Origin of the sequence: Sorangium sp. So ce321, from assembly GCF_051530195.1 — a bacterium.
Classification (GTDB): Bacteria; Myxococcota_A; Polyangia; order Polyangiales; family Polyangiaceae; genus Sorangium.
In genome coordinates this window covers 6399778-6424507 of record NZ_CP150329.1, presented here as the reverse complement: position 1 = coordinate 6424507, position 24730 = coordinate 6399778, and the positions used below count along the sequence as shown (strand labels likewise).

Here is a 24730-nt window from a genome sequence, read left to right as displayed (position 1 = left end):
GACCTCCCGGCCCCGGGCGACTCGGCGTCGGCGATCCGGCGGCCGGCAGCTCAGTCGCGGATCCTCGCCGCGCCGAGCCGCTCGGCGCTGGCCAGCACCCGTCGCGCGATGTCGGGACCCTCTCGCCGGCGATCCAGGTGCCGCGGGATGAGCCCGCGCTCCGCCGCCTCCCACAGCTCCGGCTGGGAGATCCCGGTCTCGGTCCGCCGGCGCAGCTGCGACAGGGAGATCTCGACCTCGGGCAGGACGATCGGCCGCTGGGGATCGCGGAGGAGCGTCGGGTCGATGCAGCACGACAGATCGCTCGACGCGCCCGAGCGTGCGTTCAGCGAGGGGATGCCGAAGCGCGTCTCCAGCGTGCGGATGATCGACGCGTGATCGAGCACCGTGCTCACCGCGCAGCCCCTCCGGACGAACGGGCCCGCGACGATCGACGGAACCCGGAACCCGAGCTGAGCGAACAGCGGATCGTCGTCCATCGTCGTGGGCGGCGCGACGTGGTCGAAGAAGCCTCCGTGCTCGTCGTAGGTGATCACGAAGAGGCACTGGCCCCACTGCGGGCTCCTCGCCAGCGCGTTGTAGATGCTGGCCATGAGCACCTGCCCGAGCTGGACATCGTGGTCGGGGTGATCGTCGTTCGCGGTGGCGCCGAAGAACTGGGGGTCGATGATCGAGAACGAGGGGAGGAGCCCCGCGGCCGCGTCCTCGAAGAAGCGCTCGATCCCGGAGACGCCCTTGAACCTGAAGTACGCGCCCGAGCACCACGGCACGTCGTGGTAGTAGTTCCTGCTCGAGATCCCGGCGTCGCTCAGCAGCTCGAGCACGCTCGTGAACCCCGTGACCGGCACGTTCCTGGAGACGCCCCTCGACGTCGCGCCGTGCAGGAAGAACCGGTTTGGCCAGGTCGGGCCGAGCACCGAGCAGAACCAGCGATCGCAGACCGCCGACGCGTCCGCGAGCGCGTAGAGGATCGGCAGTTGCTCCCGCACGTGATACCCCATCACGTCGCGCTGATGGGGCCCTGCGTGAGCGACGACGAACCCGTCGTTGCTCCCCTGGTTCCACTGCGCGTGGGCCGCGTCCCAGCTGTGCGGCGGGTCAGCGGGCGTGAAGTTGTCGAGCTCGAAGGGCGAGACCAGCGTTCCATCCGGCGCCAGGTTCGACTCCCTCCCTGTCAGGCCGTCGATCTGCCTTCCTTCCTTCAGCAGCAGCGAGCCGAGGTAGTGGTCGAACGAGCGGTTCTCCATACAGAGGACGACGATCGTGCTGATGGGCGCCAGCAGCTCTGCGGGGCTCAGGCCGAGCGTCTCCACGCACCGATCCACAGGCGCGCCGCCCCCGACGTCTCCCGCCTCCACCGAGCCGCCCGCTCCTCCGGATCCGCCCGCTCCTCCGGATCCGCCCGCGCCGCCAGATCCGCTGCTCCCGCCCGAGTGACCCGCGCTCGACGCGTCGTTCTCGTGCACCGCCGCGCTCTCCGCCGCGCTACACCCGAACGTCGCGGCGCCGAGGGCCGCGCCGAGCCCTGTCAGCACATGGCGGCGAGTCAGAGGATCACGCGGCGAAACGTTCCGTTTTTTCATCACACACAGGATCCTCAGGAACGCGGAGCCGCGGAAGGACTTTTGGTGAGCTCCTGGTCTGTTCGTCCACCGCAGGGTCCGGTAGGTGACGGTAGGTGACCAGGAAAACCTTTCTTTTCGCGGGGTCTGCCGGGTGGTATGGGTAGAAATCACGGGGGCCTACGTCTGCATTCCGTCACCATCCGATGAGCTCAAATCCACTCCCACCTACGCCCGCCGGGATAGACACCGTTGCGAACGGCCGGACGCTACGGTCGCTGCGTCTGTGCATCGTGGACATGAACAATGGCCACGCGAACCAGGCGATGCGCTGCCTGCACGGGCTTGCCTCGGCGTTCTTCGAACGTGTCCAGACGCACAATCCGGGCGTGGCCTGCGAGGTCGTCGAGGTGTCTCCCCGTGACACCAACGCGCCCATCCCCACGGACTGCGATCTCTACCTCTCGTCGGGGGGGCCCGGCTCTCCGTTTGATGGAGAGGGCGAGCCGTGGATGCTCGACTTCGGTCGCCTGGTGGACGGCGTGGTCGAGTCGGCGATCCGCGGGGGCGCGGACCGGCGAGCCCTCTTCGCGATCTGCTACTCGTTCGAGCTCGTCGTCCATCATTACCGGCTGGCCGACGTCGTGCCGCGCGCCGACCGCAAATTCGGCGTCATGCCCATCTACACCACCCCCGTGGGACAGCAGCATCCGCTGCTGTCCCCGTTCGGTGAGCGCCTCTTCGCCTTCGAGCACCGCAACTGGGAGGCCGTGAATCTCGACGAGCGCCAGCTGGGCTCCCTCGGGGGCCAGCTCCTCGCCCGCGAGAGCCGTGACGGCGTCTCCAAGGGCCGGGCGATCCTCGGGCTGCAGGTCGCGCCGGGCGTCGAGGCGGTCCAGTTCCATCCGGAGGCGGATCGCGCGGGTGTCATGAGCTGGGTGGCGCGTCCCGAGCAGGCGGCCGCCTTCAAGGCGAATTACGGCGAGGTCACCTATCAGGCGATGCTGCGCACCCTGGACGATCCCAGGCGGCTCGCGCGCACCTACGCGCTCGTCATCCCGGGCTGGCTCGGGCGGTGCTTCAACGAGATCGCCGGTCCGCGCGGCTACGCGGAGCTCCCGCCGCTCGAGGACGCCCCGTGCTCGCGCTTCGACGCGCACTGCCGCGCCCAGGAGCTGGCCGCGGCCTCGGCGCGGTCGCCCAGCTCTGGCGAGCAGGTCACGCGCGGTGCGTGAGGTGGGTAAACAGCGCGCCGCGCGGCGCGCAGCGTGTCGCTGCGCGCAGTCGCCACGTTCCTGAAATGGACGAGAAGCGGCAGCGAGAGCGCGAAGCGACAGAAGCAGCGCAAACGGCGGCGGAGGGCAGGGACGGCCGAGACGTGGACGGGGTGTGAACGAGGCGTGGTCGAGGGAGCTGCCCGCCGCCGACCGGGTGCTCGCGCCTTGCGCGGTGGCCTACCTGCGGCTTATGGTCATAAGATAAAGGATGAGCGCGAGCAGGGCTCGCGGGCCAGCATCCCGGCGCCGGGGACTCCTCGGGCACGCATGAGAGAGAACGTATGAATCACTCGCGTCCGGCCGCTCCGTGGAGTTTCCCATCGCCGGACGATAGCGGGCCGGGCGCGCCCGAGGACGGGCGTGCGGAGGGCGACTCGCCCCTGGAAGCCGCGGCCCCGCAGCCGTGCGCGTCGACCGAGGACCCCGCCGCGCAGGAGGTCCACGCCGAGTCGCAGCTCGGTGTGACAGACCCGATCGCCATGTCGCAGGTACGCGACGCGCTGACGCAGCTGAGCCGCGATCGCGGGACGCAGCCGCACGTGCTGCTCATCATCTACCACCGGCAGGGCGCCGAGACGGTGCGGCTCACCGAGGGCGTCGGCGTCGTCGTGGGCCGCGATCCGACCGCCGACGTCGCCATCCCCGAGCGCAGCCTGTCGCGGCGTCACGCGCGCTTCACCTTCCAGCGCGGCGACGTGCTCATCGAGGATCTCGGCTCCACGAACGGCACCTTCCTGAGCGGGCAGCGCATCGAGCAGGGCAGCCTGAAGCCTGGTGACGAGGTGGTGCTCGGGGAGATCACGGCGTCGCTGCGCATCATCGCGAGCGCCGAGCTGCCGGTGCTCAACATCGACGCGCTGGACGCGCGGCGCGGCATCTCGGAGCGGAGGAAGCTGCCAAGCCTCGACAACCTGATGGGCGGGCCGACGCCGGCGGGCGGCGTGCGCACGGTCAACGACGAGGGGCTCGTGATGCGCAGCCCCGCGATGCGGCCGGTGCTCGAGACGGCCATGCGCCTCGCGCGCTCGTCTGCGCCGGTGCTCGTGCAGGGCGAGACGGGGACGGGCAAGGACGTGCTCGCGCGGCTGATCCACGAGGCCGGCCCGCGTCACAAGAAGCAGATGATCCGGGTCGGGTGCAGCGGTGTTCCCGCGCAGCTCCTGGAGAGCACGCTCTTCGGTCACGAGGCCAACGCCTATCCCGGCGCGACCCAGCCGCAGGAGGGGGTCTTCGAGACGTGCTCGGGCGGCACCGTGGTGCTCGACGAGGTGGGCGACCTCCCGCCCTCCTCGCAGGCCGCGCTGCTGCGCCTCCTGGAGACCGGCCGCATGGTCCGCATCGGATCGACCAGGGAGATCGAGGTCGATGTGCGGATCGTCGCGACCACGTACCGCGATCTCGAGGCGATGTGCGAGGCGGGCGCGTTCCGCTCGGATCTCCTGTACCGGCTCAACGCGGTGCCGCTGCGCATCCCCCCGCTCTGCGAGCGGCGCGAGGACATCACGCCGCTGGCGCAGCGCTTCCTCCGGCAGGCGAACGAGGTTCACCGACGGAACGTGCGGTCGCTCGATCCGGAGACGCTCGCGCTGCTGGAGCAGTACCCCTGGCCGGGCAACGTGCGCGAGCTGCGCAGCGCCATCGAGCGCGCCGTCGTCATCGCGAGGGGCAACGTGATCACGCAGCTCGATCTGCCGGAGAGCATCCAGACCCTCTCGGCGCGCAAGCGCTCCACGCCGCCGCCGTCCCGGCCGCTCGTGGAGGTGGCGACGCCCGGTCCCGCGCCGACGATCGGGCTCAAGGCGCAGATGGACCGTCTCGAAGCCGAGATCATCCTCGACGCCCTCCGCGCGACCAACGGCAACCTGGCGATGGCGGCGCGGCGGCTCAGGATGCCGCTGCGCACGCTGCAGGAGAAGATCGCCAGCCACGGCCTGAAGCGCTCCGACTACCGGGACGGCCCCCCGTCGCGATCGAAGTGAGCCTTTGAGCGGAGGCGGCGGGCGGAAGGCGGAAGAGACGACCCCTGGCGCCTCAGCCTCGGCCCTCGTCCTGCGGCACCTCCGGGCGGCGCTCCTGACGCCTCAGCCCTCGTCCTGCAGCACCGCCAGGGCGGCGTTGCGCCCGCACGCTCCGTGGACCCCGGCGCCGGGATGCGCATACGACGAGCCGAGGTACAGTCCGCGGACCGGCGTTCGATAGCGGAAGTAGGGGAACACCGGCCGGAAGAAGATCTGATGTCGGATATCGGCAGAGCCTCCGCCGAGATCGCCGCCGATGAGGTTTGCGTCCATCGCCTCCAGATCGTCCGGTGCCCAGATCGCCCGGGCGAGGATCCGCTGCCGGAAGCCGGGGGCGAGCTCCTCGATCCGCGCCTCGATGCGATCGGCGAACCGCTCGCGCGAGGCCGCCCAGCCGCCGTCGACGGAGGAGGGGACGCGCGAGTAGGCATAGAGCGTGTGGCGCCCGGCCGGCGCGCGGGTCGGATCGGCCAGCGACTGCTGTCCGATCACGAGGTAGGGGTGCTCGGGGAGCGCGCCGGCGCGCACCTGCCGCGTGAACTCGGCGAGATCGTCGAGGCTGTCGCCCGCGTGCACGACCGCCGCGCGCGCGGCGTCCTCGTGCGACCACGGCGCCGGGCCGTCGAGCGCCCAGTCCATCTTGAACGTGCCGAACCCCTGGCGGAACCGGCGCATCGCGCGCTGCACCCGGGCCGGCACGAGCTCTGGCGCGAGCAGGCGGAGGTAGAGCGTCGGCGCCGCGACGTCGGCGACGATCGCGCGACGGGCGCTGATCTCCTCGCCGCCGGCGAGCCGGACGGCGGCGGCACGGCCCTGCCTGGCGATGATCTGCTCCACCCGGGCGCCGCAGCGGAGGCTGCCTCCACGCTCCTCGACGCGCCGGAGCAACGCGGCCGTGACCGCGCCGGCGCCGCCCTCGGGCACGGCGAACCCGCCGCTCGAGGCGAGCAGCGTGAGCATGAAGCCGACGATCGCCCCGCAGGGATCTTCCGGGCCCACGTCGGTGTGAAGGGCGAGGCCGGGGATCACGCGCCGGGCGGCCTCGGTCCTGAAGGTGCGCGTCGAGAAGCCACGGCCGCTGGAGAGCGCCACCTGCGCGAGGCGGAGCAGGTTGAGCGGCCCGAAGCGCAGCATCGACCCGAGCGCGGGCGGGGTCGACAGGAGCGCGTTCAGCATCCGCTCGCGCGTCGCCGCGTGCCAGCCGGCGATCCGGCGCCACGCGGGGCCGTCCTCGCCGAGCGATCGCGCGGTCGCCTCCACGTCGCGCGCAATCGCGGCGCAGGTCCCGTCGGGCGCCGGGTGGGCGCTGTCGACCGGCGCATGCCGCCAGACGAGGCCGGCTCCGGGGAGATCGAGCGGCAGCAGCGCGGGGCTCGTCTGACCGAACGGGAAGAACGCCGCGCCGAGGTCGTGGCGGAACCCCGGGAGCGTCACCTCGCGCGTGCGCACGGCGCCCCCCGGCTCCTGCTCGGCCTCGAGCACGAGCACCGAGAAGCCCGCGCGGGCGAGGTACGCCGCCGCCGTCAGGCCGTTCGGTCCCGCTCCCACCACGATCGCATCAGGATCTCGGCTTTGCATCGTCGTCTGGGGTCCTCAGCCCACGAGCTGCGCGCTCGGCATGTTGCGGTTCGAGGCGATCGCCTGGCCGCTCCTCCCCACGACCAGCACGCCGATCGCGAGCACCTCGGGGAACATCGCGACGCCGCGCTGCGCGGCGCGGGCCGGGGCGACGCCGTCGGCGAGCCAGTCATAGATCGCGCGCGCGAGGAGGCGCCGCGCGATCTCCTCGCCGACCCCGGTCGCCGCCACGGCGCCGTGCGGGCCGGCGTAGATCCCGGCGCCCATCAGCGGCACGTCTCCCACGCGGCCACGGAGCGAGTAGCTCGATCCGCCGGTCGACGCCGCGGCGGCGAAGCGGCCGTGCGCGTCGCGCACGACGGCCCCCACGGTGTCGCACTCGATCGGCTCGGCGTCGAAGTTCCAGAACCGCTTCGCGGTGAGCGCATGGAACCGCGCCGCGTCGTCCGTCTGGTCGCCGTCTCCGCCGCCGTCACGCAGCGCGGCGACGGCGCGGGCGTGCCTCTCGCGCGCCTCGTCGGTGGCCGGATCGTGGTCGGCGAACCCGAGCCGGCGCGCGAAGGCGGTCGCACCGGCGCCGGCGAGCAGCAGGTGCGGCGTCTCCAGCACCTTCGCCGCGACGAGGACGGGGTTCTTCACCCGCTCGATGCACGCGACGGCGCCGAACCGGCCATCGCTGGCCATCACGGCGGCGTCCATCTCGATGGTCCGCCCGTCGAGGCGGAGGTTCGAGCCCGTCCCGGCGTTGAGGCGCGGATCATCTTCGAGCCGGGCGGTCGCCGCGATCGCCGCCGCGAGCGCCTCTCCGCCCGCGTCGAGCGCGCCCAGCGCGTCGTCGGCGGCCCTGGTGCAGCTCTCCGCCCCGCTCTGAGGCGCGGTCACCCCGCCGTGCGTGAGGATGACGTACTTCACTCGTTCCCCTGCGCGTACCATGGCCGCGCCCCGCCGCGAAGCTGGCCGGACGACGCGCGGCGCGCGGGCCAGGGGCGGGGTGGGTCGCGCCTCGTCGGGCGGGGAGGCCGCGAGGCGCCGGGCGGGACCGCTGCGCTCGACACCCTGCCGCGCTCCTGATACGTCGCGCGTCCAGTCCCGGAGCGGGGCCGGCGCCAGCCGCCCGCCCGCTGCGGGCGAGCGCGGCCGGGTCGAAGGCCGCCCATCGAGGAGAGCAGAGACCGTGGCCAAGAACGAAGCGCCGAAGACCGCCATCACGCCCACGCGGAACGAGGACTACCCCGAGTGGTACCAGCAGGTCGTGCGCGCGGCCGACCTCGCGGAGAACTCCCCGGTCCGCGGCTGCATGGTGATCAAGCCGTGGGGCTACGCGATCTGGGAGAACATCCAGCGCGAGCTGGACACCATGTTCAAGGCGACCGGGCACAAGAACGCCTACTTCCCGCTGTTCATCCCGAAGTCGTTCCTCGAGAAGGAAGCGGAGCACGTCGAGGGGTTCGCGAAGGAGTGCGCCGTGGTCACCCACCACCGGCTCGTGCCCGGACCCGGCGGCGGGCTCATCCCCGACCCCCAGGCCCGGCTGGAGGAGCCGCTCATCGTGCGCCCCACGTCCGAGACGATCATCGGCGCGGCGTTCGCGAGCTGGGTCCAGAGCTACCGGGACCTGCCCTTGCTGATCAACCAGTGGGCGAACGTCGTGCGCTGGGAGCTGCGCACGCGCCTGTTCCTGCGGACGACGGAGTTCCTCTGGCAGGAGGGGCACACAGCGCACGCGAGCGAGGCCGAGGCGCGCGAGGAGACGCTGCGCATGCTCGGCGTCTACGCGACGTTCGCGCGCGACTTCCTGGCGATGCCCGTCCTCGAGGGGCCGAAGACGGCCAGCGAGCGCTTCCCCGGCGCGGTCGACACCTATGCGATCGAGGCGATGATGCAGGACCGCAAGGCCCTGCAGGCCGGGACGAGCCACTTCCTCGGGCAGAACTTCGCGAAGGCGAGCGGCATCAAGTTCCAGACCAAGGAGGAGACCGAGGAGTACGCCTGGACGACGTCCTGGGGCGTGTCGACGCGCCTCGTCGGCGGGCTCATCATGACCCACAGCGACGACGACGGCCTGGTGCTCCCGCCGCGCCTCGCGCCCGCGCACGTCGTGATCCTGCCCGTTTACCGGGGCGACGACACGCGCGCCAAGGTCGACGAGTACATCGACGGGTTCGCGAAGGAGCTCCGGGCGCAGCGCTTCGGGGAGCGGCCCGTCGAGGTCGAGATCGACCGGAGAGACATCCGCGGCGGCGACAAGCAGTGGGAGTGGGTGAAGAAGGGCGTCCCGCTCCGGATCGAGATCGGGCCGCGCGACGTCGACGGCGGCGTCGCCATGGTCGCGCGCAGGGATCGCTCGCCGAAGGAGAAGTCGAGCATGGCGCGCGCGGAGATCACGGGGCGCATCGCGGAGCTCCTCGGCGACATCCAGGCGACGCTCTACGCGCGCGCGCTCGCGACGCGCGACGCGAACACGCACGTGATCAACAGCCGCGCCGACTTCGACGCCTTCTTCGGGTCGAAGGGGGACAAGGAGGCGCAAGGCGGGTTCGCGCTCGCGCACTGGTCGGGCGATCCCGAGATCGAGGCGGCGGTGAAGGACGCGCACAAGGTGACCATCCGCTGCATCCCGACCGGCGGGTTCGAGGGCGCGCCGTGGGCCGACGCGCTGAGCGGCGAGGGGCAGTGCATCTTCACCGGCAAGCCGAGCCCGCGGCGGGTGGTGTTCGCGAAGTCGTACTGAGCGACAGAGCGCCCCTCAGCGGCCGAGCGCGGGCAGCACGTGCTCGGCCAAGATCGCGGGCAAGAGCCGCAGCTGCGCGCAGTGCCCGCCGGGGCCCGTGCTGGCGTAGCCGCGCACGTAGAGGCTGCCGCCGTCGTACATCCGGGTGAGCCGCAGCGCGTCTCCCGCGTCATCGGCGCCGCGTGCCTGCGCGCTGGAGAGGGCTTCATCGCCGCTGGAGGCCACCGCGATGGGGCTCGCCCCGAGCTCGCGCAACAGGAAGGTCGCCGCCTCCTTCGTCGACGCATAGCCGCTCGTCGGGATCTCGGTATGCGTGAGGTAGAAGACCGGTGCGCCGCGCGCGGCGGCGCTGGCCAGGGCGACGTAAGGGGCGAGCTGTCCCTGCACGAGCGATGTCTGCCCGGGCATGTAGGAGCCATAGAGGGAGTCGAGCAGGATCAGCGCATCGAGCTGCCCGCTCCCGCGCTCGATGATCCTCCCGACCGCGCCGGACCCGGCGCTCCACGACGACAACACCAGGCGGCGCGCGCGCGCGCCCGCGACCCCCGCGGCGCTGGCGACCTCGCGGTCGATCGCCTGGAGCAGCGCGTCCCAGCCGCCGCCCTCCAGGGCGCGCGCGTAGTCGCTCGAGCGGGTGCCCAGGTCGACCCCGGCGATGACCAGCCCGAGGTCCCTGGGCGCCAGCTGCTTCCGGACAGGCTCCGCGCCGTGGAAGTGGACGAGGAGGTCGTAGCCGCCGTCCGCGCCGATCGCGCGTGCTGGCGGGACGAGGAGCCTGCCGATCGGGAGCGGGCGCCAGCCTTCGTAGACGCCGAAGCCGTTGTCCGCGAAATCGCACCCCGCTTGCGCCTCGTGCTCGTCGAGCGCCACGCGCTCGATCGCCCCGCCCCTGGGCAGCGGCGACGGTTCCGCGGACGTGGTCGCCGCCGCCTGGACGACGAGCGATGCGCTGGGCTCCTTGCTCCGACGGAGCAGCAGGGCGCCGCTGACGACGCCCAGGCTCGCTGCCAGGAGGAGCGCGTCACGGAGCTGCCGCGCCCTGCGGCCGCTCAGAACCCGGGGTTGGTCACGGTCGGGACCCACTGCCTCGAGGGAGGTTTGCTCGGGGTTGCTCTGCGCGCGCTCGGCGCGCTCGGGCCGGGTGTGGTCGCGCTGCGCGCGGCGGCGCTCGGCCTCGCCGAGGCAGGCGCGCCATCGGCCGCGCGCGGCTGAGCGCTCGCCCCGCGCTCCTCGGGACCGGCGTTCTCGCTCGCGTCGGGCGCCGGTGAAGCGCCGGCGTCAGCGCTGTTCCCCAGGCTCGCGACGGTGCCGGACGATCTCGCCGGCACGTCCGCCGTGGTGGCGGCTGACACCGCGCCCGCGCTGCGGGCGAGCATCCTCAGCTGCTCGGACGAGGCCTGCTGCGGCGAGGGCCGCCGGAGCCACATGAGCCCCGCGCCGGCGGCCGTGATCAGCGCGAGCGCCACGGCGGCCACCAGGGTCCCCGAGCGACGCCGCGTCGCCGGGACCTCGATCGGACCGAGCGGCGTCTGCTGGCCGGGTGAGCTCTGCGGCAGCATCTCCGGCAGCGACTGCCGCGCGAGCGAGGGCGCGCTCGCGCGAACCGTGGGGGCCTGGTCGGCCGGGTGGCCGGGTGGGAGCTGCGTGAAGAAGAGCTCGCTGATGCTGTCGCGAACGAGCATCACCTCGGGCGGGCGGGAGGCGCGCTCGTCGAGCGTGCGGACCGTGTCGCGGAGCGCGGCGCGCCGGCGCTGGTTGCGCTCTCCCAGCAGCCCGCGCACGAACGCACCGATGTCGCGGTCCGTCACCGGCGGCTCCTTGGCCAGCACGGACTCCAGCGCGCCTTCCAGCTCGAGCATCGTCTGGTAGCGGCGGTCCGGGTCCTTCTGCAGGCACGTCATCAGCACCTGCTCCAGCTCGGCGGGGAAGTCCGGGTTCTTGAGGCGAGGCGCCAGCGCGGGCCGGGAGATGATGTGCTTCAGCGTGAGGAGGTCGTTCTCCGCGGTGAACGGGTGCTCTCCCGTCGTCATCTTGTAGAGCACGATCCCCATCGCGAAGATGTCGGTGCGCCGATCGATCCGGTCGCCCCCCGCCTGCTCCGGGGACATGTACGGCACCTTGCCCTTGATCTGTCCCGCGGTCGTGTCGTTGTGCGCCCGGTTGGTCGCCTTGGCGACGCCGAAGTCCACGAGCTTCACGTGACCGTCGTACGTCACGAGGATGTTCTGGGGCGACACGTCGCGGTGCACGAGCCCGAGCAGCTGATCGTCGTTCTGTGGGTCGCGGAGCTCGTGCGCGGCGTGCAGGCCGAGGCAAGCGCGGCTGAGGATGCGGAGCGCGATGCGCAGCGGGATGGCGACGCCGCCCTTGCTCGCCGCCCTCGCGATGACCGACAGCGCTTCGCCGTCGACCCACTCCATCACGATGTAGAGGACATCGTCCTGCTCGCCGAGGTCGAGGATCTCGGCGACGTTCGGGTGATGGATCCCCGAGGCGAGCCGCGCCTCCTCGAGGAACATCTTCTCGAACTGCGCGTCGTCCGAGAGCGACGGCAGCATCGTCTTGATGGCCACCGTCTTCTGGAAGCCGCGAAGTCCCTTGCGGCGCGCGGCCCACACCGTGGCCATTCCCCCCTGCGCGATGGGCAGGAGGAGCTCGTAATGCCCGAGCTCCTTTCCCGGCAACAGCTGGGGTTCGGGGATCATGGCTTCGTGCGGCGCGCTCCTGACCGATACGGGGGGAACCCGGAAAGCTCGATTGATTCTAGCATCCGGATCCCGCAGCAGCGCTATGTGCGGTGAATTACAAAGAGCGCCGCGGGGCCTCTTCTCCCCGCGGCAGGCGCTCAGGCGCCGGGCGGGACCGACTGCCCCCAGAGCTGCTGGTAGATCTCGCTGAGCTTCTGGTGCGTCTCGGCCGAGAAGCCGTTGGCCGCGTAGGGCCAGCGGAAGCCGTCTCCCATGGCCTGGTTGCACGAGAAGGAGACGAGCAGGTCAACCGGCGTGGGGTTGTTCGGCCGGATCATGGAGATGCCGAGCCCGGGATAGAAGCAGTTGCCGCGGTCCGCGGTGAAGCTGTCCTCGTCGCCGAAGACGTCCAGGATCTGCTCCTTGAGCTCCTCGTCGCTGTCGCTGGTCGTCAGCTGGCGCTGCTGGAGGATGACGAAGTTCTTGAACCGGGGCTGAGCCGGCAGCACCGGCGCGGCCGCCGTCTGCCCGGGGATGAGGTTGGGCGGGATGAGACCGGGGAGCGCCTGCTGCAGCCCCTGGAGCGCGGCCTGACCCATCTGCTGAAGCTCGGGCGGGATCCCCGGGATGAGGGCGGGGCCCTGGGTCGTCGCGGCCGGCGTCGGGGCCAGCTCCTGCCCCTGGAGGCGGAGCACCGTGATCTGCGCCTTGTCCATCTCGTCGAACGGCGCCGTGCGGGCCGCGCAGCCGAAGACAAGGGGGGCCAGCAAGGCGATGCCTGCGAATGTACGGGTGGTGAGGTTCATGTTCACTTTGACGTTCATCTAGCACGGCTATGCGGTGGAAGGTGAACAGCGACCGCACACGGCGGGCCCTGGCGCTCGACCTGCCCCCGGCCGAGATTCACATCGTGCTCGCGCCGAAGTCGTAAAGCGCCCGGATCTCGCTCAGGCGCGCCGTGATGTCGGCCCGGGTCACCGTCGCGATCCGCCGCGTGCCCACGGCCTCGACGCAGAACGAGGCGGTCGCCGTCGCGTGGAGCATGGCGCGCCGGAGCGCGAGCGCCGTGATCTCCGGCTGGCACGCGAGGTAACCGATGAGCCCGCCGGCAAAGGCGTCGCCGGCGCCCGTGGGATCGATGACGTCCTCGAGCGGGAAGCCGGGCGCGGCGAACACGCCATCCTCGTCGAAGAGGAGCGCGCCGTGCTCGCCGCGCTTGATGATCAGCCGGCGCGGACCGCGGGACAGGATCTCCTTCGCGGCGCGGCGGATGTTGTACTTGCCCGAGAGCTGGCGCGCCTCCTCGTCGTTGACCACGAGCGTGTCGATTCGGCGCAGCATCGCCGCGACCGTCTTCGGCTCGCCCTCGATCCAGAAGTTCATCGTGTCGGCGAGGACGAAGCGCGGCGAGCGGACCTGCTCGAGGACGTCGAGCTGGAGCGCGGGGTGGATGTTGCCGAGCAGCACGAAGGGCGTGTCGCGGTACGCCTCCGGCAGCTTCGGCGCGAACGATGCGAACACGTTGAGCTGCGTGTCCAGCGTCGTGCGGTGGATGAGATCCACGTCGTAGCGCCCGGCCCAGCGGAAGGTCTTACCCGGGACGCGCTCGACGCCCTCGACGGCGATGCCGCGGGCGCGCATCGACCCGAGCGTCTCCTCGGGGAAGTCGTCGCCGACCACGGCGACGGTGCGCACCGGAGCGAAGCAAGAGGCAGCGAACGACGCGTAGGTGGCTGAGCCACCCACGACGTCCTTGGCGTTGCCGGACGGGAGCTCGAGGTCATCGAACGCCATCGAGCCGATGATGAGAATCGCGGAGGAGGTCGTCACAGGGGGGCCTCTTAGCCAGGTTTATGCGCAGCGGCTAGCCGCGCGTTTCGTTTCGGCGACGCTGTCGCGACCCCGGGAGGCCGCGCGCGGTGCGCGCTTGACGCTGGTCGCGCAGCGGGGGCGCGGCCCCGGGGGCGGCGCTCAGTCGGCCTTCTGCCGGGGGCCGATGAGCCACTCGAGCCGCGCCTGCGCGTCGGGCGACGTCGCGGCGGCCGAGGTCATGATGGATTTCTCCAGCGCGTTGCGGGCGGGGCTCTGCGACACGTCGGGGAGGCTGTGGGCGAGGGCCTTCGCGACGTTCCGCGCGTGCCCGATGTTGCGGTTCAGCACGGCGATGACCGCCTCGACGCTCACCGCCTCCTCGGTCACGTGCCAGCAGTCGAAGTCGGTCGTGAGCGCGAGCGTGGCGTAGGGGAGCTCGGCCTCGCGCGCGAGCTTCGCCTCGGGCAAGTTGGTCATTCCGATGACGTGCGCGCCGAAGGACCGGAACATGTGGCTCTCGGCCCGCGTCGAGAACTGCGGGCCCTCGATGCAGACGTAGGTGCCGCCACGGTGGACGCGCGCCGCCGTGGCGCGCGCGGCGTCGTGGACGGCGGCCGCCATGATCGGGCACACCGGATCCGCGAACGGCACGTGCGCCACCATGCCTTCGTCGAAGAACGTCGAGGTCCGCCGCTTCGTGAAATCGATGAACTGGTCGACCACGACGAGGTCGCCGGGCGCGATCTCCTCGCGCAGCGACCCCACGGCGCTCACGCTGAGCACGTGCGTGGCGCCGAGCATCTTCAGCGCGCAGATGTTCGCGCGGTAGTTGATCGTCGACGGCGAGAAGCGGTGCCCGCGGCCGTGGCGCGGCAGGAAGAGGACGGTCGCGTCGCCGCCCTTGACCTTCCCGCGGAGCACCACGTCGCTCGGCAGCCCGAACGGCGTGGACACCGAGACCTCCTCGACGTCCTCCAGCCACCCCATCTCGTAGAGCCCGCTGCCGCCGATGACGGCGAGCACGTCGTGATTTGCGCTGGCGCTCATCTCTCGAACCTCCGTTCCGCGAGCAGCCGCTCGCAGAGGGCCGCGCGCCGTTGACGGCGGCACCGCTCGGCGAATACGAGCGACCGCAGCTGCTCGTAGGCGCGGTTGATCTCGTCGTTCACGATCACGTAGTCGAAGAAGCCGTAGTGCTCGATCTCCCCCTTCGCGTTGCGGAGGCGGCGGAGCGTCGTGGGCTCGTCCTCGGTGCCGCGCCCGCGCAGCCGCCGCTCGAGCTCGGCGAGCGACGGGGGCAGGATGAACACGGCGACCGCCTCGGGGAGGCTCGCCTTGATCTGCCTCGCGCCCTGGTGATCGATGTCGAACAGGACGCCGCGCGCGGTGGCGCGGGCGATCTCGATCTCCTTCAGGCTCGTGCCGTAGAGGTGATCGTGGACCCGGGCCCACTCGGCGAAGGCGCCGATGCGGATCATCTGCTCGAACGTGCTCGGGTCGACGAAGTGGTACTCGCGGCCGTCGACCTCGTTCGGGCGCGGGCGCCGCGTCGTGTGGGAGACCGAGAAGCGCAGGTCGGGGAACTCGCTGCGCAGCCTCCCGCAGAGCGTCGTCTTCCCCGCGCCGGACGGGGAAGACACGATGAGGAGGAGGAAGTCGTCACTGAGTGCTTCGGTCGACATGCTCTCCTGTCACTCGATGTTCTGGACCTGCTCCCGCAGGCGTTCGAGCTCCACCTTCATCGCCACGACGTGATGGGAGATGGCGGCGTCCTGCGCCTTGGAGCCCAGCGTGTTCGCCTCGCGTACCATCTCCTGAAGCAGGAAGTCGAGCCTCCTTCCGCACGGGTCGCCGCCCGGCGCCGTGAGCGCCCCGCCGAACTGGTCGAGGTGGCTCCTGAGGCGGGTGATCTCCTCGGTGATGTCGCTGCGCTCGGCGAGCAGCATCACCTCCGCCTCGATCCGCGTCGCCTCGAAGCCGGCCTCCACGCCCTGAAGCAGGCGCTCGACGCGCTCGCGCAGCCGCCGCCTGAGCGCCTCGCGCGCGTCGTCCGCGCGCGCCACGACCTCGGAGGCGAGCGCGCGCAGCGTCGCCACGCGCCCGCGCATGTCGCAGGCGAGCGCCTCTCCCTCGCGGTGGCACATGCCCTCCATCGCGTCGATCGCGCGCTCGATCGCGAGCTTGAGCGCGCCGCGGACAGCGGCGATCTCGTGGCCGCCGGCGGGCGCGAAGAGGTCCGGCACGGCGCAGAGCAGCGAGAGCGGCACTTCCGCGCCCGGCGCGAGCTCGTCGCGCAGCTCGGCGAGCGCGTGGAACGCCGCGCGCGCCTTCGATTTGTCGAGCGTGCTCGGGGCCAGCACCGCCCCCTCGGTGCGCACGATGATCTCGATGCGACCGCGGCGCAGGCGCTCGCGCGCCACCTGCTCGGCGAACATCGTCAGATCGACGAGCTCGCGCGGGAGCCGCGCACGCACATCGAGGAAGCGCTGGTTCACCGATCGGATCTCGGCGACGACGCGTCCTTCGGTGAGCGAAGCGTCACCGAGCCCAAAGCCGGTCATGCTCCGCACGAGGCGCCCCGCTCTACCTAGCTCGCCCGGTGCCCGGTGTCCGCGGCCCCCTGGGCCTTGGGCAGCGGGACGTTGCCGCACGTGACCGTCGCCGACGCGGCCGCGGGGCCCTTCTCGCGGAGCGTGCGCAGGTACGTGACCGTCGGCTCGATGCCGTCCTCCCACCGCACGCGGGGCGCGTAGCCGATGAGCTCTGCCGCGCGCGAGATGTCGGCCAGCGAGTGGCGGATGTCCCCCGCGCGCGGGGGCAGGTGCTCGACCGCGATGTCCCGACCGAGCACCCGTGAGATCTCCTTGCAGAGCTCGTTCAGTCCGATCCGGCGCCCGCCGGCGATGTTGATGATCTCGCCCTTGAATTTCTTCGGCGACGTCGCGCCGAGCAGGTTCGCGGAGACGGTGTTCTCGATGAAGCAGAAATCGCGCGTCTGCTCCCCGTCGCCGTAGATGGGGATCGGCCGGTTCTGGAGCGCGGCGTCGATGAACCGCGGGATCGCCGCCGCGTAGGCGCCGTCCGGCGTCTGGTTCGGCCCGAAGACGTTGAAGTAGCGGAGGCTCAACGTCTCGATGCCGTAGATGCCGGCGAAGACCTTCATGTAGTGCTCGCACGCGAGCTTCGTGACCGCGTACGGCGACAGCGGCATCGGCTCCATGGCCTCGTGCTTCGGGAGGACCGGCGTCTCGCCGTACGCGCTGGACGACGCGGCGAAGAGCACGCGGCGCACGCCCTGACGGCGCGCCACGTCGAGCACCGTGACCGTGCCGCCGACGTTGACTGCGTTCGACTCGACGGGCGTCTCGACGCTGCGCGGGACCGAGCCGAGCGCGGCCTGATGGAGCACGACCTCGACCCCCTTCGCCGCGGCCGCGACCGCCGCCGCGTCGCGGATATCCCCGGTGATGCGCTCGATCAGCGACTGGTGCGGCAGCCCGTCGAGGTTCTCCCACCGGCCCGTCGCGAGGTTATCGAGGACGCGGACCCGCTCCCCCGCGGCGGTCAGCGCCGCGACGAGGTTGCTTCCGATGAAACCGGCACCGCCGGTGACCAAGTAGCGAGGCGTGGACATGTGCGTGCTCCCCGGCGGGCGCCTACTTCTTCTTGAAAAGGTTGTCGAGCTTGCTGCGCGAGTCGGCGATCCGCTTCGAGTTATCCTCCGGTACGCCGTTCTTGAACGTGAAGAAAGTACAATAGTTCGCGCTTTCCCGGTCCGGGATGTACTCGGCGATGTGCTCTTTGCACTGGTTGTGCGCGGCCGGGTCCCAGTTCTCGCAGTTCTTGCAGCAGTGGAGGTCGACACCGCAGTGGGGGCAGGTGTCCGCGCGCTGGAGCTTCACCTCGAAGATGAGCTCGTTCTTGCATTTATGACAGAAGTGCCGCTTCGCCTCGACCTTCGGAATCCAGCTCATGATGTCCTCCGGTACCACGACGACGCCCGCTCTGGCAGGCAGAACGTTCCATAGGGGGCCCAGTCGGGGCCAGTGTGCGCTTGTCCCACACTGGCTCCCCTGAAGAGCGAGCTCGATTGGCGCGGACCGGGTGGGGGTCTTGCCCGACGAGGCAGGCGTCGCAGCCGCGCACGCCGGACCTCGTGGCGCTCGTCCGCCCGGCGTGGAGGGCTTACACGAGCCCCTTGCGCCGCTGGATCTCGCCCATGACCCGCTGGTACTCGATCTCCCAGGTGCGGGAGCCTTCCTGCATGTGGCGGAGCTTGCCGCGCACCTCCGTGTCGAGCGCCTCGTCCATATCGAGGTACTTCCGGAGGACGGGCCTTATCCGGCGCCGCAGGTCGTGGTCCTCGACGAACACCTCCTCGACGTTGTTCGAGTGCATCAGCATCTCGAGCAGCTGGTCGAGGAGATAATCCATCGTTTCCTCGCCTGTCTTGATCCCCTTCTGCTCCGCGGCCAGGCGCTTGACCCGGTTGAACTCGCCCTGGGGGAGCCCGCGTGCCTGGAGGATCTCTTTCGCCCGCTCGGTCGCTTCGCGATCGGCGTTCAGGTAGCTCGTGAACACCGACTCGACGTCGAGCGCGACCTCTTTCTTGGACGTGCACTCGATATCACGGTTGTCCACGAGCGCGCGGACGATTTCTTCTGTGAGAGGAGTAATTTTGCCGCTAAAGAGGCGCATCCAACGTCCGTAGCTGGAGGAGCGGTCGAACTGGCTCCCCCGTGCAGGGGTTCATTCACGGGGCGTGCCCGGCTCAAACCGAAAGGTACGGGCCGCGTCTCCGGGATGTCAACGCAAGTGGGAGGTTCCGGCACAAGTCGGAGCCGCCCGGCCGGTGGGGCCCCCCGGAAACAGCAGGACCGCGACACCGCAAACCGCAGGAGCAGCCGCGATGATGATGGGTAAGGATGCGATGGCACGGAGCGTCAGGGTCCAGCCTGGCGCGCTCGGGAACGACGGTGGACTGGACCTGGATTCGCGCAAACGACGGGTTGTCCGCCGCGGCGCGATCGGCAATGCGGCCTCCCCGGCCACGCAGGCGGCGCTGGCCGACGGAGGGACGATTCAACGCGTCGCGAAAGGGCGTCACCTCGTGACGCAGGGCGACGCCGCGACAGCCCTCGCCATGCTCAGCCTCGGACGGGTCCGGCTGGTGCGGGGGATGAGCGACGGGCGCAGCCTGTCGCTCGGCTACCGAGGGGCCGGCGACGTGCTCGGCGAGGCGGCGCTCGGCGGCGTCACGGCCCACCGGGAGAGCGCGATCGCCACGGAGGATGTCGAGGCGCTCATCGTCCCTCTGACCACGGTGCGGAACCTGATGGCCAGCGACGCCAACTTCGCGGCCGCGATCGTCACGACGCTGGTCGAGCGCCACACCGACACCGAGGAGCGCCTGGCCTCGATGCTCTTCCGCAACGTGGAGGCCCGCCTCTGTGAGTTCCTGCTCAAGGCAGCGACGCGCTGGGGCATCCCCGATCCGCGCGGGGTGCTCATCTCGGCGCCCTTCACCCATCAGGAGATGGCGAGCATGATCGGCTCCACGCGCGAGACCGTCACGCTCACCCTCGGCGACCTCCGTCGCAAGGGGGTGATCGAGATCGATCGCCGCCGGATCGTCGTCCTCGATCGCGACGCGCTCAAGGGCCGCATCTGAGATCCCTCGCCCGGCGGCGTCGTTGAGGGGACACGCCTCCTCATCAACGCGCCGCCCGCCGCCGCCCAGGCGGCTCGCTCCGCGGTACCCGCCCCGATCGCCCGCCTGCTCCCGGCGTCGCGGCGGCGTCCGCTTCCCTGCTCCAAACGCTGCTCCCACCATGGACCCGCTCCAGAGCTCCTGCGGGGAGCTCTGGTCGTGCTCGCTTCCGCTGCGCCCGCGCGCCTAGCGGTCCCGCTTGGGTCCGCCGCTCACCGGGTCGCGGGTGGAGCGCACCCCGAGCTTGAGCCGGCGCATGACGGCGTGCTTCTGTCGCTCCTTGTACCTGGCGTGGCTCGCGTCGCCGACCTCGTTCGCCGCCTCGGTCTCGCGGTCGATCAGCTGGAACTCGCAGAGCACGAAGATGATCGGCCCGAGCGCCCAGGCCGCGGGCGGCGCCATGTCGAGGATCTCGGCGGGGAGGCGCACCGGCAGATCGACGACGAAGTGGATCACGCGGTAGCTCCGGTCGCTGAAGCTGTTGTCGCCAGCCGTCAGCCCGTCGTCGACGTCGGTCTGCAGCGCCTCGAGCATCGGCAGCAGGAAGGGGCGCGTCTCGCAGTAGCTCCGGAACCGCAGGATCGTGTTGGTGCTCTCGCCAGGCACCACGTAGTTGAACGGGAACAGGCGCTCGGAGAGGTACAGCAGGACAGGCAGCAGATCGTCCACGGTGCGGCAGACGATACGGAAGCGGAGCTTGTCGTAGATGGCCGCCGCGGTCGTGTCCGTCTTCGACAGGAGCTTCGTGTAGAGCGAGTCCTTGTTCTTCCGACCGCCGATGAACTCGGTGATCGGGAAGCCCGCCGCGAGCATGCCGCCGATCACCCGGTACACCTTCTCCTCGACGAGGTGGAAGACGTCCTGGTCAGACATCGGGATCGAGAAGAGGAGCTCGCGCCCGGCCAGGTGATGGATGATGTGCATCGCCTTGAGGATCGTGCAGGCGCAGAGCTGACGGTGGCCCTTGGCCGAGGCGAGCATCAAGATCTCCTCGACCGACGCGCGCGCGACAGGGCTCGGGATCGGGAACTCGAAGTGGCGGCGCAGGTACGCGATCGCCTCGTTCTTGACGCTCTCGAGGTGCGCGCGATCCCCCGGCTCGTCAGGCCGGAACTCCTGCGCGAGGAGGAGAGCGCGCGCGTCCTGCTCGCTCTGGAGGTTGAGCCTCCGCCAGTCGATGACCGAGTCGCCGCGCAGGATGAGGTGCACGGACTCCAGGTCCATCAGCGTGAACTCTTCGAGCCGTTTGAGCCGACCGACGGAGGCGTCGTGCGTCATGACCTCACGCTCCCCGAGCGTAAGCGCCAGGGCAGTCGAGCGCTTGGGAAACCGTCGCGTCGAGGTGCAGCGGGCGGCAGCTGGGCGAGAAAGTCAGGAGACAGGGGCGTTCGGCGGGGCAGGGCGAGAGCTCGGGGTGCGACCGAGCGAAAGGGTCCCGAGGAAGATGCCGACCGTCAACGCCACCACCGTGGCGTGACCGAGGTAGGCGCCACTGCAACCAATGGCAGCGAACGGGGCGAGCGCAGCCAGATACCACGGGGTGATCCTCATCGGTTCTCCTTCTCCGCTTCCAGCGGCACTGTAAAGGCCGCATGGTCGCTCCCTCCGGGGGGGCACCACGGTGCATCACCATCGTCCCGGCCAGAGCGTGTAAGTTGTTGTAGGATAAGGTGCCACGCCCTGCTGCTGCGGGCCAAGAAGTAGCGGCTTCGGGGGGAACGCATCAAGGGAATTCGTTCTCACTTTCCATTCCCACTCGAACCGACGTCGCTCGATACCGGGAAAGTTGAACGAAAACAACATGTTGCTGCTGAAATCGAAGCCCCTGCATCACGGGTTGGGCGCGGCCTGCTGGACGCGAGGTGGTGCCTCAGGGACACGCCTCCAACTCACGGCACTGCCTGGCTTGTCAGTTTCCGGGCGTCAACGGTCTCGTGCGCGGGCCGACGCCGGCCGACGCAGGGCGCCGAGGTCGGCGCCGCGCCGGGGGCGGTCGCGCTCGTCCGGGGCTGTTCAGCGTACGGGGAACGTGATCCGGGACGCGTCGCCGAGCGTGACGGACCGGCTGGTGACGTCGCGCCCGCCCGTTCTGGCCACCGCGATTTCGAGGCGGTAGAGGCCGTCCGGGAGCCGCACCTTCGTGAGGACCGCCTTCGGCGCCGTGCCCGCGGCGAAGTGCCATGAGCTGCCATGGACCGGCGCGTCGCCGGTCGCGCTGTCGCCCGACGATGGATCCGTCCACGTCATGTCGAGCTGCACGACGGTCGCCGCGTCGTCGAGCCGCAGCTCGATCTCCCGTTCCTCGGGCAGCCCCTTGAAGAGGACGCTGCCCGCGAACAGCGCGCCCGCGACGAGGATCATCGGGGCGAGGCGCCTGGTCCAGGAGGGCCGCCGCGCCGGCTCGTCCGGCTGCTCGTCCGGCTCGTCCTGCTCGTGATCCAGCGCTTCCTGGTCGCTCGCGCTCATCGGGCTTCAGCGGGCTCGGCTGGTGCGGATCCGCTTCACCAGGCCGTCGATCACCGGCTGCGGCAGATCGAAGGCGGGCATCTTGTTCTTGCCCTTCCTGATCGTCTCCGCCATCTGGGCGTCGGTCACGCGCTCCTGCCACGCCGCGTCGGTGAGATCGGGGGCGCGGACCATCGGGCCTTGGGGGCCATCGCCGCGGCCGGCCCTGCCGTGACAGGTCGAGCAGTTCCGCTGCCAGGCGAGCTCGATGAGCCCCGGATCGGTCTCGTTCGAGGCGACCGGCCGAGCGGCTACCTTGCCGCCCTGGCCCTCGTTGGGGCTCGGCGGATCGTGATCGGCCGCCGTCCACTCGCGGACGTCGCCCGGCCCGGGATCGCAGCCAAAGAGGCCGAAAGAGAGGACGGCCGCGCGAAGGAGGCGACCCAGGGGCTTGTCGTGGCGTCTCCGCATGGGGTGGACGAGTACGGATACTGAAGATGATGGGGGAGGCAAGCGAAGAAGGCCAAGTCGACGGAACCGGCCGCCGGCGCGCCAGGAAAGAGGCCGTGCGCCGGCGGGGTCCGCGTCAGCTGTCAGCGCGCTCCGACGGCGCGGGACGGCGCGCGATCGAGGCGCGCCGTCCGGAGGGCGCCCCGGTGGAGCGCGTCACTTGCAGGAATCGCCGGCGACCTTGCCGCCGCCGTCCACCGGCTGCTTGTCGACGGCCTTGCCCTCGATGGCCGCGATGAAGAACCCGGTGCGCCGGTTCTGGGCCTTGCCGTCGGGGGTGTTGTTGTCGGCGACCGGCTTGGTCTCGCCGAAGCCGACGGCGATGAAGCGCTTGCAGTCGTGGCCCTTCGCGACGAGCCAGCGAGCGACCGACATCGCGCGCTTCTCCGACAGCGTCTGGTTCAGGGCGTCGTCGCCGTCCGAGTCGGTGTGGCCCTCGATGCGGAGCAGGCTCACGTCCTTCCGCTGCTTCAGGAAGTCGTCGACGATGTTGAGCACCTCGTCGCTCTCGGGCAGGAGCTTGTCGCTGTTCGTCTCGAAGACCACCGGGCCGGGCAGCTCGACCTGGTTGCCCTTCAGCTTGAACGTGAGCTTGAAGCGCGGGCGGGGCTTCTTCTCCTCCTTCGGCTCGGGCTTCGGCTCCGGCGGCGGCGGCGGCGGCGGGGTGGCCGCCGGCTCCTTGCCGGAGCCGAACGAGGCGCTGGCCGTGCAACCCGCCGTCACGACGGCAGTGCCAACCATCATCACGGCGCACAGAACGGAAGCGACGTATCTACGCATGGACGTTGTTCTCCTCTGAGGGGCACGAGCCGGGGCTCGCATCGGCAACCCGCCGGGCTGACGCGCTTGGACGGCAGCTCGCCATGAATCTTCACCGCCGTCGGGTATTTGCGTGGTGGGCGCATCGAAGCGACGCCGCCTTCTAGCGAAAAGTCAGGACGAACGAAACCGGGAAGAGGGCGCCGCCGCAGACCCCGCGCACGCGGGCGGACCGACACAACCAGCCGCCGAGGCCGCTTTCGCGGTGCGCGGACCCTGGACGGGCGGGGTTGCTCCTAGAGACGCTCGCAGGGCACGCGACGGCTCATGCGCGAGAACGATCTTCGCGGACGGCCTGAGCAGGCCGAGCGGGTCGCGCGTCGCAGGCTGGCAGGATCGCTCGGGAAGCAAGCACCGGGGAGGTGCCCGTGGAGCTCTGGACGAGGGCTCCCGGTGTTCATCGCCGCAGGGGGGAGCGACGTCGCGCGGCGCTCAGCCTTCGTCGGCGGGGGCATCCCCGCAGGGCACGCCGGTCGTCTCGGCAGGGGGCGCGATCTCGCCCAGCTGGACCTGCTTCGCCGTGAACCCGATGCCGATGGAGATGGCATCGCACTCCTGGCTCGGATCCTGGCTGCCGTCCTTCATGATGTCCGAGGCGCGGCGGACCTGGTCGAGGGTGGCGTCGAGCCCGGAGCCCTCGCAGAAGCCCGGCTGGACGGCGCCGATGACGCTGCGCAGCTCCTCGACGAGGACGGCCGTCTCGAGCACGCCCGCGATGGTGCCATTGACCACCGATCTGTGATCGGGCGCGAGATCCATCGCGATCCGCACGTTGCGGATCGTGAGGCCGATCGTGGTGCCCGAGATCGTCAGGTTCAGCTTGAAGGTGACCTGGGATTCCGGGCCCGACACCCAGGTGTCGTCGACGACGTAGCTGTTCGGGAACACGACCTTGGCGCTCTCGATGTCCTCGGCGTCGCTGAGCAGCTCCGGGACGACGGGCCACTTGTCGCTGCCATCCCAGACGGGCGCCGCGCCCAGCGTGGCGCCGCCGTAGAGCTTCGCGGTGAGGGGGTTGTACGACGACTGCGCGCCGAGGCCGTCGAGCTTCAGGATCACGGTGAAATCGCCGTTGGCGATCGCCTCGGTGACCCGGGTCGACGGCTCGCTCAGGAGGCTGGCGATGAGGCCGACGAGCTTGTTGCCGAAGGAGTTGTCGATGCCGCCGACGCCGTCCGGGTAGACGTCGGAAGGGGGAGTGTCGTCGACCGGCTTGCAGAGGTCCTGCGATACGGTGCTGGACACCTTGCCGTCGAGGTTGAAGCCGTACTGCTTCCAGCTGCCGGCCACCTTCTTCCCTTCACGATCGGTGTCGCCGAGGAAGAGCCTGTCGATCGCGAACGCGGCGCCCTCGCCGTCACCGGCCTGCGCCGGACCAGGCGGCGGCGGCTGACCGGGGTCGGCGCCTGTGTCGTCACCAGGATCAGCAGGAGCCGCGGGGTCCGAGCCACAACCGGCGACCGACAGGAGCGCCGTCGCCAGATAGACCGCGACGGCGATACGGGAATGACGCATCATCGACCTCACTTTCTGGAAACCCCACCCCACATCAGGCAAGTGCTCTCAAGCGGGCGCTTATGC

At 70.6% G+C, this 24730-nt stretch carries 23 protein-coding genes; 4 read left to right on the top strand and 19 right to left on the bottom strand.

Features of this window, described 5'->3' with window-relative positions; all coding sequences use genetic code 11:
• Positions 1–50: 50 nt before the first annotated feature.
• On the bottom strand, positions 51–1535 hold the full coding sequence (locus tag WME89_RS23665; protein ID WP_438011370.1) for an alkaline phosphatase family protein: 1485 nt from the start codon (positions 1533–1535) through the stop codon (positions 51–53).
• Between the two features lie 326 nt (positions 1536–1861).
• Between WME89_RS23665 and WME89_RS23660 the strand changes: the two genes are divergently transcribed.
• The gene (locus WME89_RS23660) at positions 1862–2797 is read left to right on the top strand and encodes a hypothetical protein (RefSeq protein ID WP_438011369.1); all 936 of its coding nucleotides are present in this window, start codon (positions 1862–1864) and stop codon (positions 2795–2797) included.
• Between the two features lie 323 nt (positions 2798–3120).
• Positions 3121–4818 carry a sigma 54-interacting transcriptional regulator gene (locus tag WME89_RS23655; protein WP_438011368.1) on the top strand — a complete coding sequence of 566 codons (1698 nt, stop codon included), beginning with the start codon at positions 3121–3123 and terminating at the stop codon, positions 4816–4818.
• Positions 4819–4920: 102 nt separating this feature from the next.
• Here WME89_RS23655 and WME89_RS23650 read toward each other — a convergent pair whose 3' ends face one another.
• Positions 4921–6435: a phytoene desaturase family protein gene (locus WME89_RS23650; protein WP_438011367.1), complete on the bottom strand. Its 1515-nt coding sequence runs from the start codon at positions 6433–6435 to the stop codon at positions 4921–4923.
• A gap of 15 nt (positions 6436–6450) precedes the next feature.
• Positions 6451–7347, bottom strand: a complete 897-nt coding sequence (locus tag WME89_RS23645) for an isoaspartyl peptidase/L-asparaginase (protein WP_437627495.1) — start codon at positions 7345–7347, stop codon at positions 6451–6453.
• Positions 7348–7609: 262 nt separating this feature from the next.
• Here WME89_RS23645 and proS point away from each other — a divergent pair, with 262 nt between their 5' ends.
• On the top strand, positions 7610–9166 hold the full coding sequence (proS, locus tag WME89_RS23640) for a proline--tRNA ligase (RefSeq protein WP_437664038.1): 1557 nt from the start codon (positions 7610–7612) through the stop codon (positions 9164–9166).
• 15 nt (positions 9167–9181) lie between these two features.
• Here the strand turns inward: proS and WME89_RS23635 are convergent, their stop codons facing one another.
• The 10 genes from WME89_RS23635 to WME89_RS23590 all read right to left on the bottom strand — a co-directional run bounded on the left by WME89_RS23635 (position 9182) and on the right by WME89_RS23590 (position 18363).
• Positions 9182–10249 (bottom strand): hypothetical protein, encoded by a 1068-nt coding sequence (locus tag WME89_RS23635; RefSeq protein ID WP_438011366.1) that lies wholly within the window; start codon positions 10247–10249, stop codon positions 9182–9184.
• Positions 10216–11871, bottom strand: coding sequence for a serine/threonine protein kinase (locus tag WME89_RS23630; protein ID WP_438011365.1), 1656 nt, complete (start codon positions 11869–11871; stop codon positions 10216–10218). Before WME89_RS23630 ends, WME89_RS23635 begins: the two co-directional genes overlap by 34 nt.
• Before the next feature lie 140 nt (positions 11872–12011).
• Positions 12012–12677 (bottom strand): hypothetical protein, encoded by a 666-nt coding sequence (locus WME89_RS23625; RefSeq protein ID WP_438011364.1) that lies wholly within the window; start codon positions 12675–12677, stop codon positions 12012–12014.
• Positions 12678–12756: 79 nt separating this feature from the next.
• Positions 12757–13683 carry a PfkB family carbohydrate kinase gene (locus tag WME89_RS23620; RefSeq protein ID WP_437627490.1) on the bottom strand — a complete coding sequence of 309 codons (927 nt, stop codon included), beginning with the start codon at positions 13681–13683 and terminating at the stop codon, positions 12757–12759.
• A 141-nt stretch (positions 13684–13824) separates the two neighbouring features.
• Entirely contained in the window at positions 13825–14712 is an 888-nt protein-coding gene (gene mtnP, locus WME89_RS23615; RefSeq protein ID WP_438011363.1) for an S-methyl-5'-thioadenosine phosphorylase, read from the bottom strand.
• Positions 14709–15347: a guanylate kinase gene (gmk, locus tag WME89_RS23610; RefSeq protein WP_436618700.1), complete on the bottom strand. Its 639-nt coding sequence runs from the start codon at positions 15345–15347 to the stop codon at positions 14709–14711. Before gmk ends, mtnP begins: the two co-directional genes overlap by 4 nt.
• Before the next feature lie 9 nt (positions 15348–15356).
• Positions 15357–16226, bottom strand: coding sequence for a YicC/YloC family endoribonuclease (locus WME89_RS23605; RefSeq protein ID WP_438011362.1), 870 nt, complete (start codon positions 16224–16226; stop codon positions 15357–15359).
• 26 nt (positions 16227–16252) lie between these two features.
• Positions 16253–17299 (bottom strand): SDR family oxidoreductase, encoded by a 1047-nt coding sequence (locus WME89_RS23600; protein WP_438011361.1) that lies wholly within the window; start codon positions 17297–17299, stop codon positions 16253–16255.
• Between the two features lie 22 nt (positions 17300–17321).
• Complete coding sequence (locus WME89_RS23595; RefSeq protein ID WP_436618698.1) at positions 17322–17639, bottom strand: hypothetical protein; 318 nt, start codon at positions 17637–17639, stop codon at positions 17322–17324.
• Between the two features lie 211 nt (positions 17640–17850).
• Complete coding sequence (locus tag WME89_RS23590) at positions 17851–18363, bottom strand: DUF507 family protein (protein ID WP_438011360.1); 513 nt, start codon at positions 18361–18363, stop codon at positions 17851–17853.
• A gap of 64 nt (positions 18364–18427) precedes the next feature.
• Between WME89_RS23590 and WME89_RS23585 the strand changes: the two genes are divergently transcribed.
• The gene (locus tag WME89_RS23585) at positions 18428–19336 is read left to right on the top strand and encodes a Crp/Fnr family transcriptional regulator (protein WP_438011359.1); all 909 of its coding nucleotides are present in this window, start codon (positions 18428–18430) and stop codon (positions 19334–19336) included.
• Between the two features lie 225 nt (positions 19337–19561).
• On the opposite strand, the gene WME89_RS23580 is transcribed toward WME89_RS23585, so the two are convergent.
• The 6 genes from WME89_RS23580 to WME89_RS23555 all read right to left on the bottom strand — a co-directional run bounded on the left by WME89_RS23580 (position 19562) and on the right by WME89_RS23555 (position 24667).
• The gene (locus tag WME89_RS23580) at positions 19562–20653 is read right to left on the bottom strand and encodes a TIGR04552 family protein (protein ID WP_437516986.1); all 1092 of its coding nucleotides are present in this window, start codon (positions 20651–20653) and stop codon (positions 19562–19564) included.
• 93 nt (positions 20654–20746) lie between these two features.
• Entirely contained in the window at positions 20747–20926 is a 180-nt protein-coding gene (locus WME89_RS23575) for a hypothetical protein (RefSeq protein WP_436618694.1), read from the bottom strand.
• A 462-nt stretch (positions 20927–21388) separates the two neighbouring features.
• Positions 21389–21841 (bottom strand): hypothetical protein, encoded by a 453-nt coding sequence (locus WME89_RS23570; protein ID WP_438011358.1) that lies wholly within the window; start codon positions 21839–21841, stop codon positions 21389–21391.
• A 6-nt stretch (positions 21842–21847) separates the two neighbouring features.
• Positions 21848–22291 (bottom strand): c-type cytochrome, encoded by a 444-nt coding sequence (locus WME89_RS23565; RefSeq protein WP_438011357.1) that lies wholly within the window; start codon positions 22289–22291, stop codon positions 21848–21850.
• Between the two features lie 195 nt (positions 22292–22486).
• A complete protein-coding gene (locus WME89_RS23560; RefSeq protein WP_437627481.1) occupies positions 22487–23110 on the bottom strand; it encodes an OmpA family protein in 624 nt (207 codons plus the stop codon).
• Positions 23111–23581: 471 nt separating this feature from the next.
• The gene (locus WME89_RS23555) at positions 23582–24667 is read right to left on the bottom strand and encodes a hypothetical protein (protein ID WP_438011356.1); all 1086 of its coding nucleotides are present in this window, start codon (positions 24665–24667) and stop codon (positions 23582–23584) included.
• Between the last annotated feature and the right edge of the window lie 63 nt (positions 24668–24730).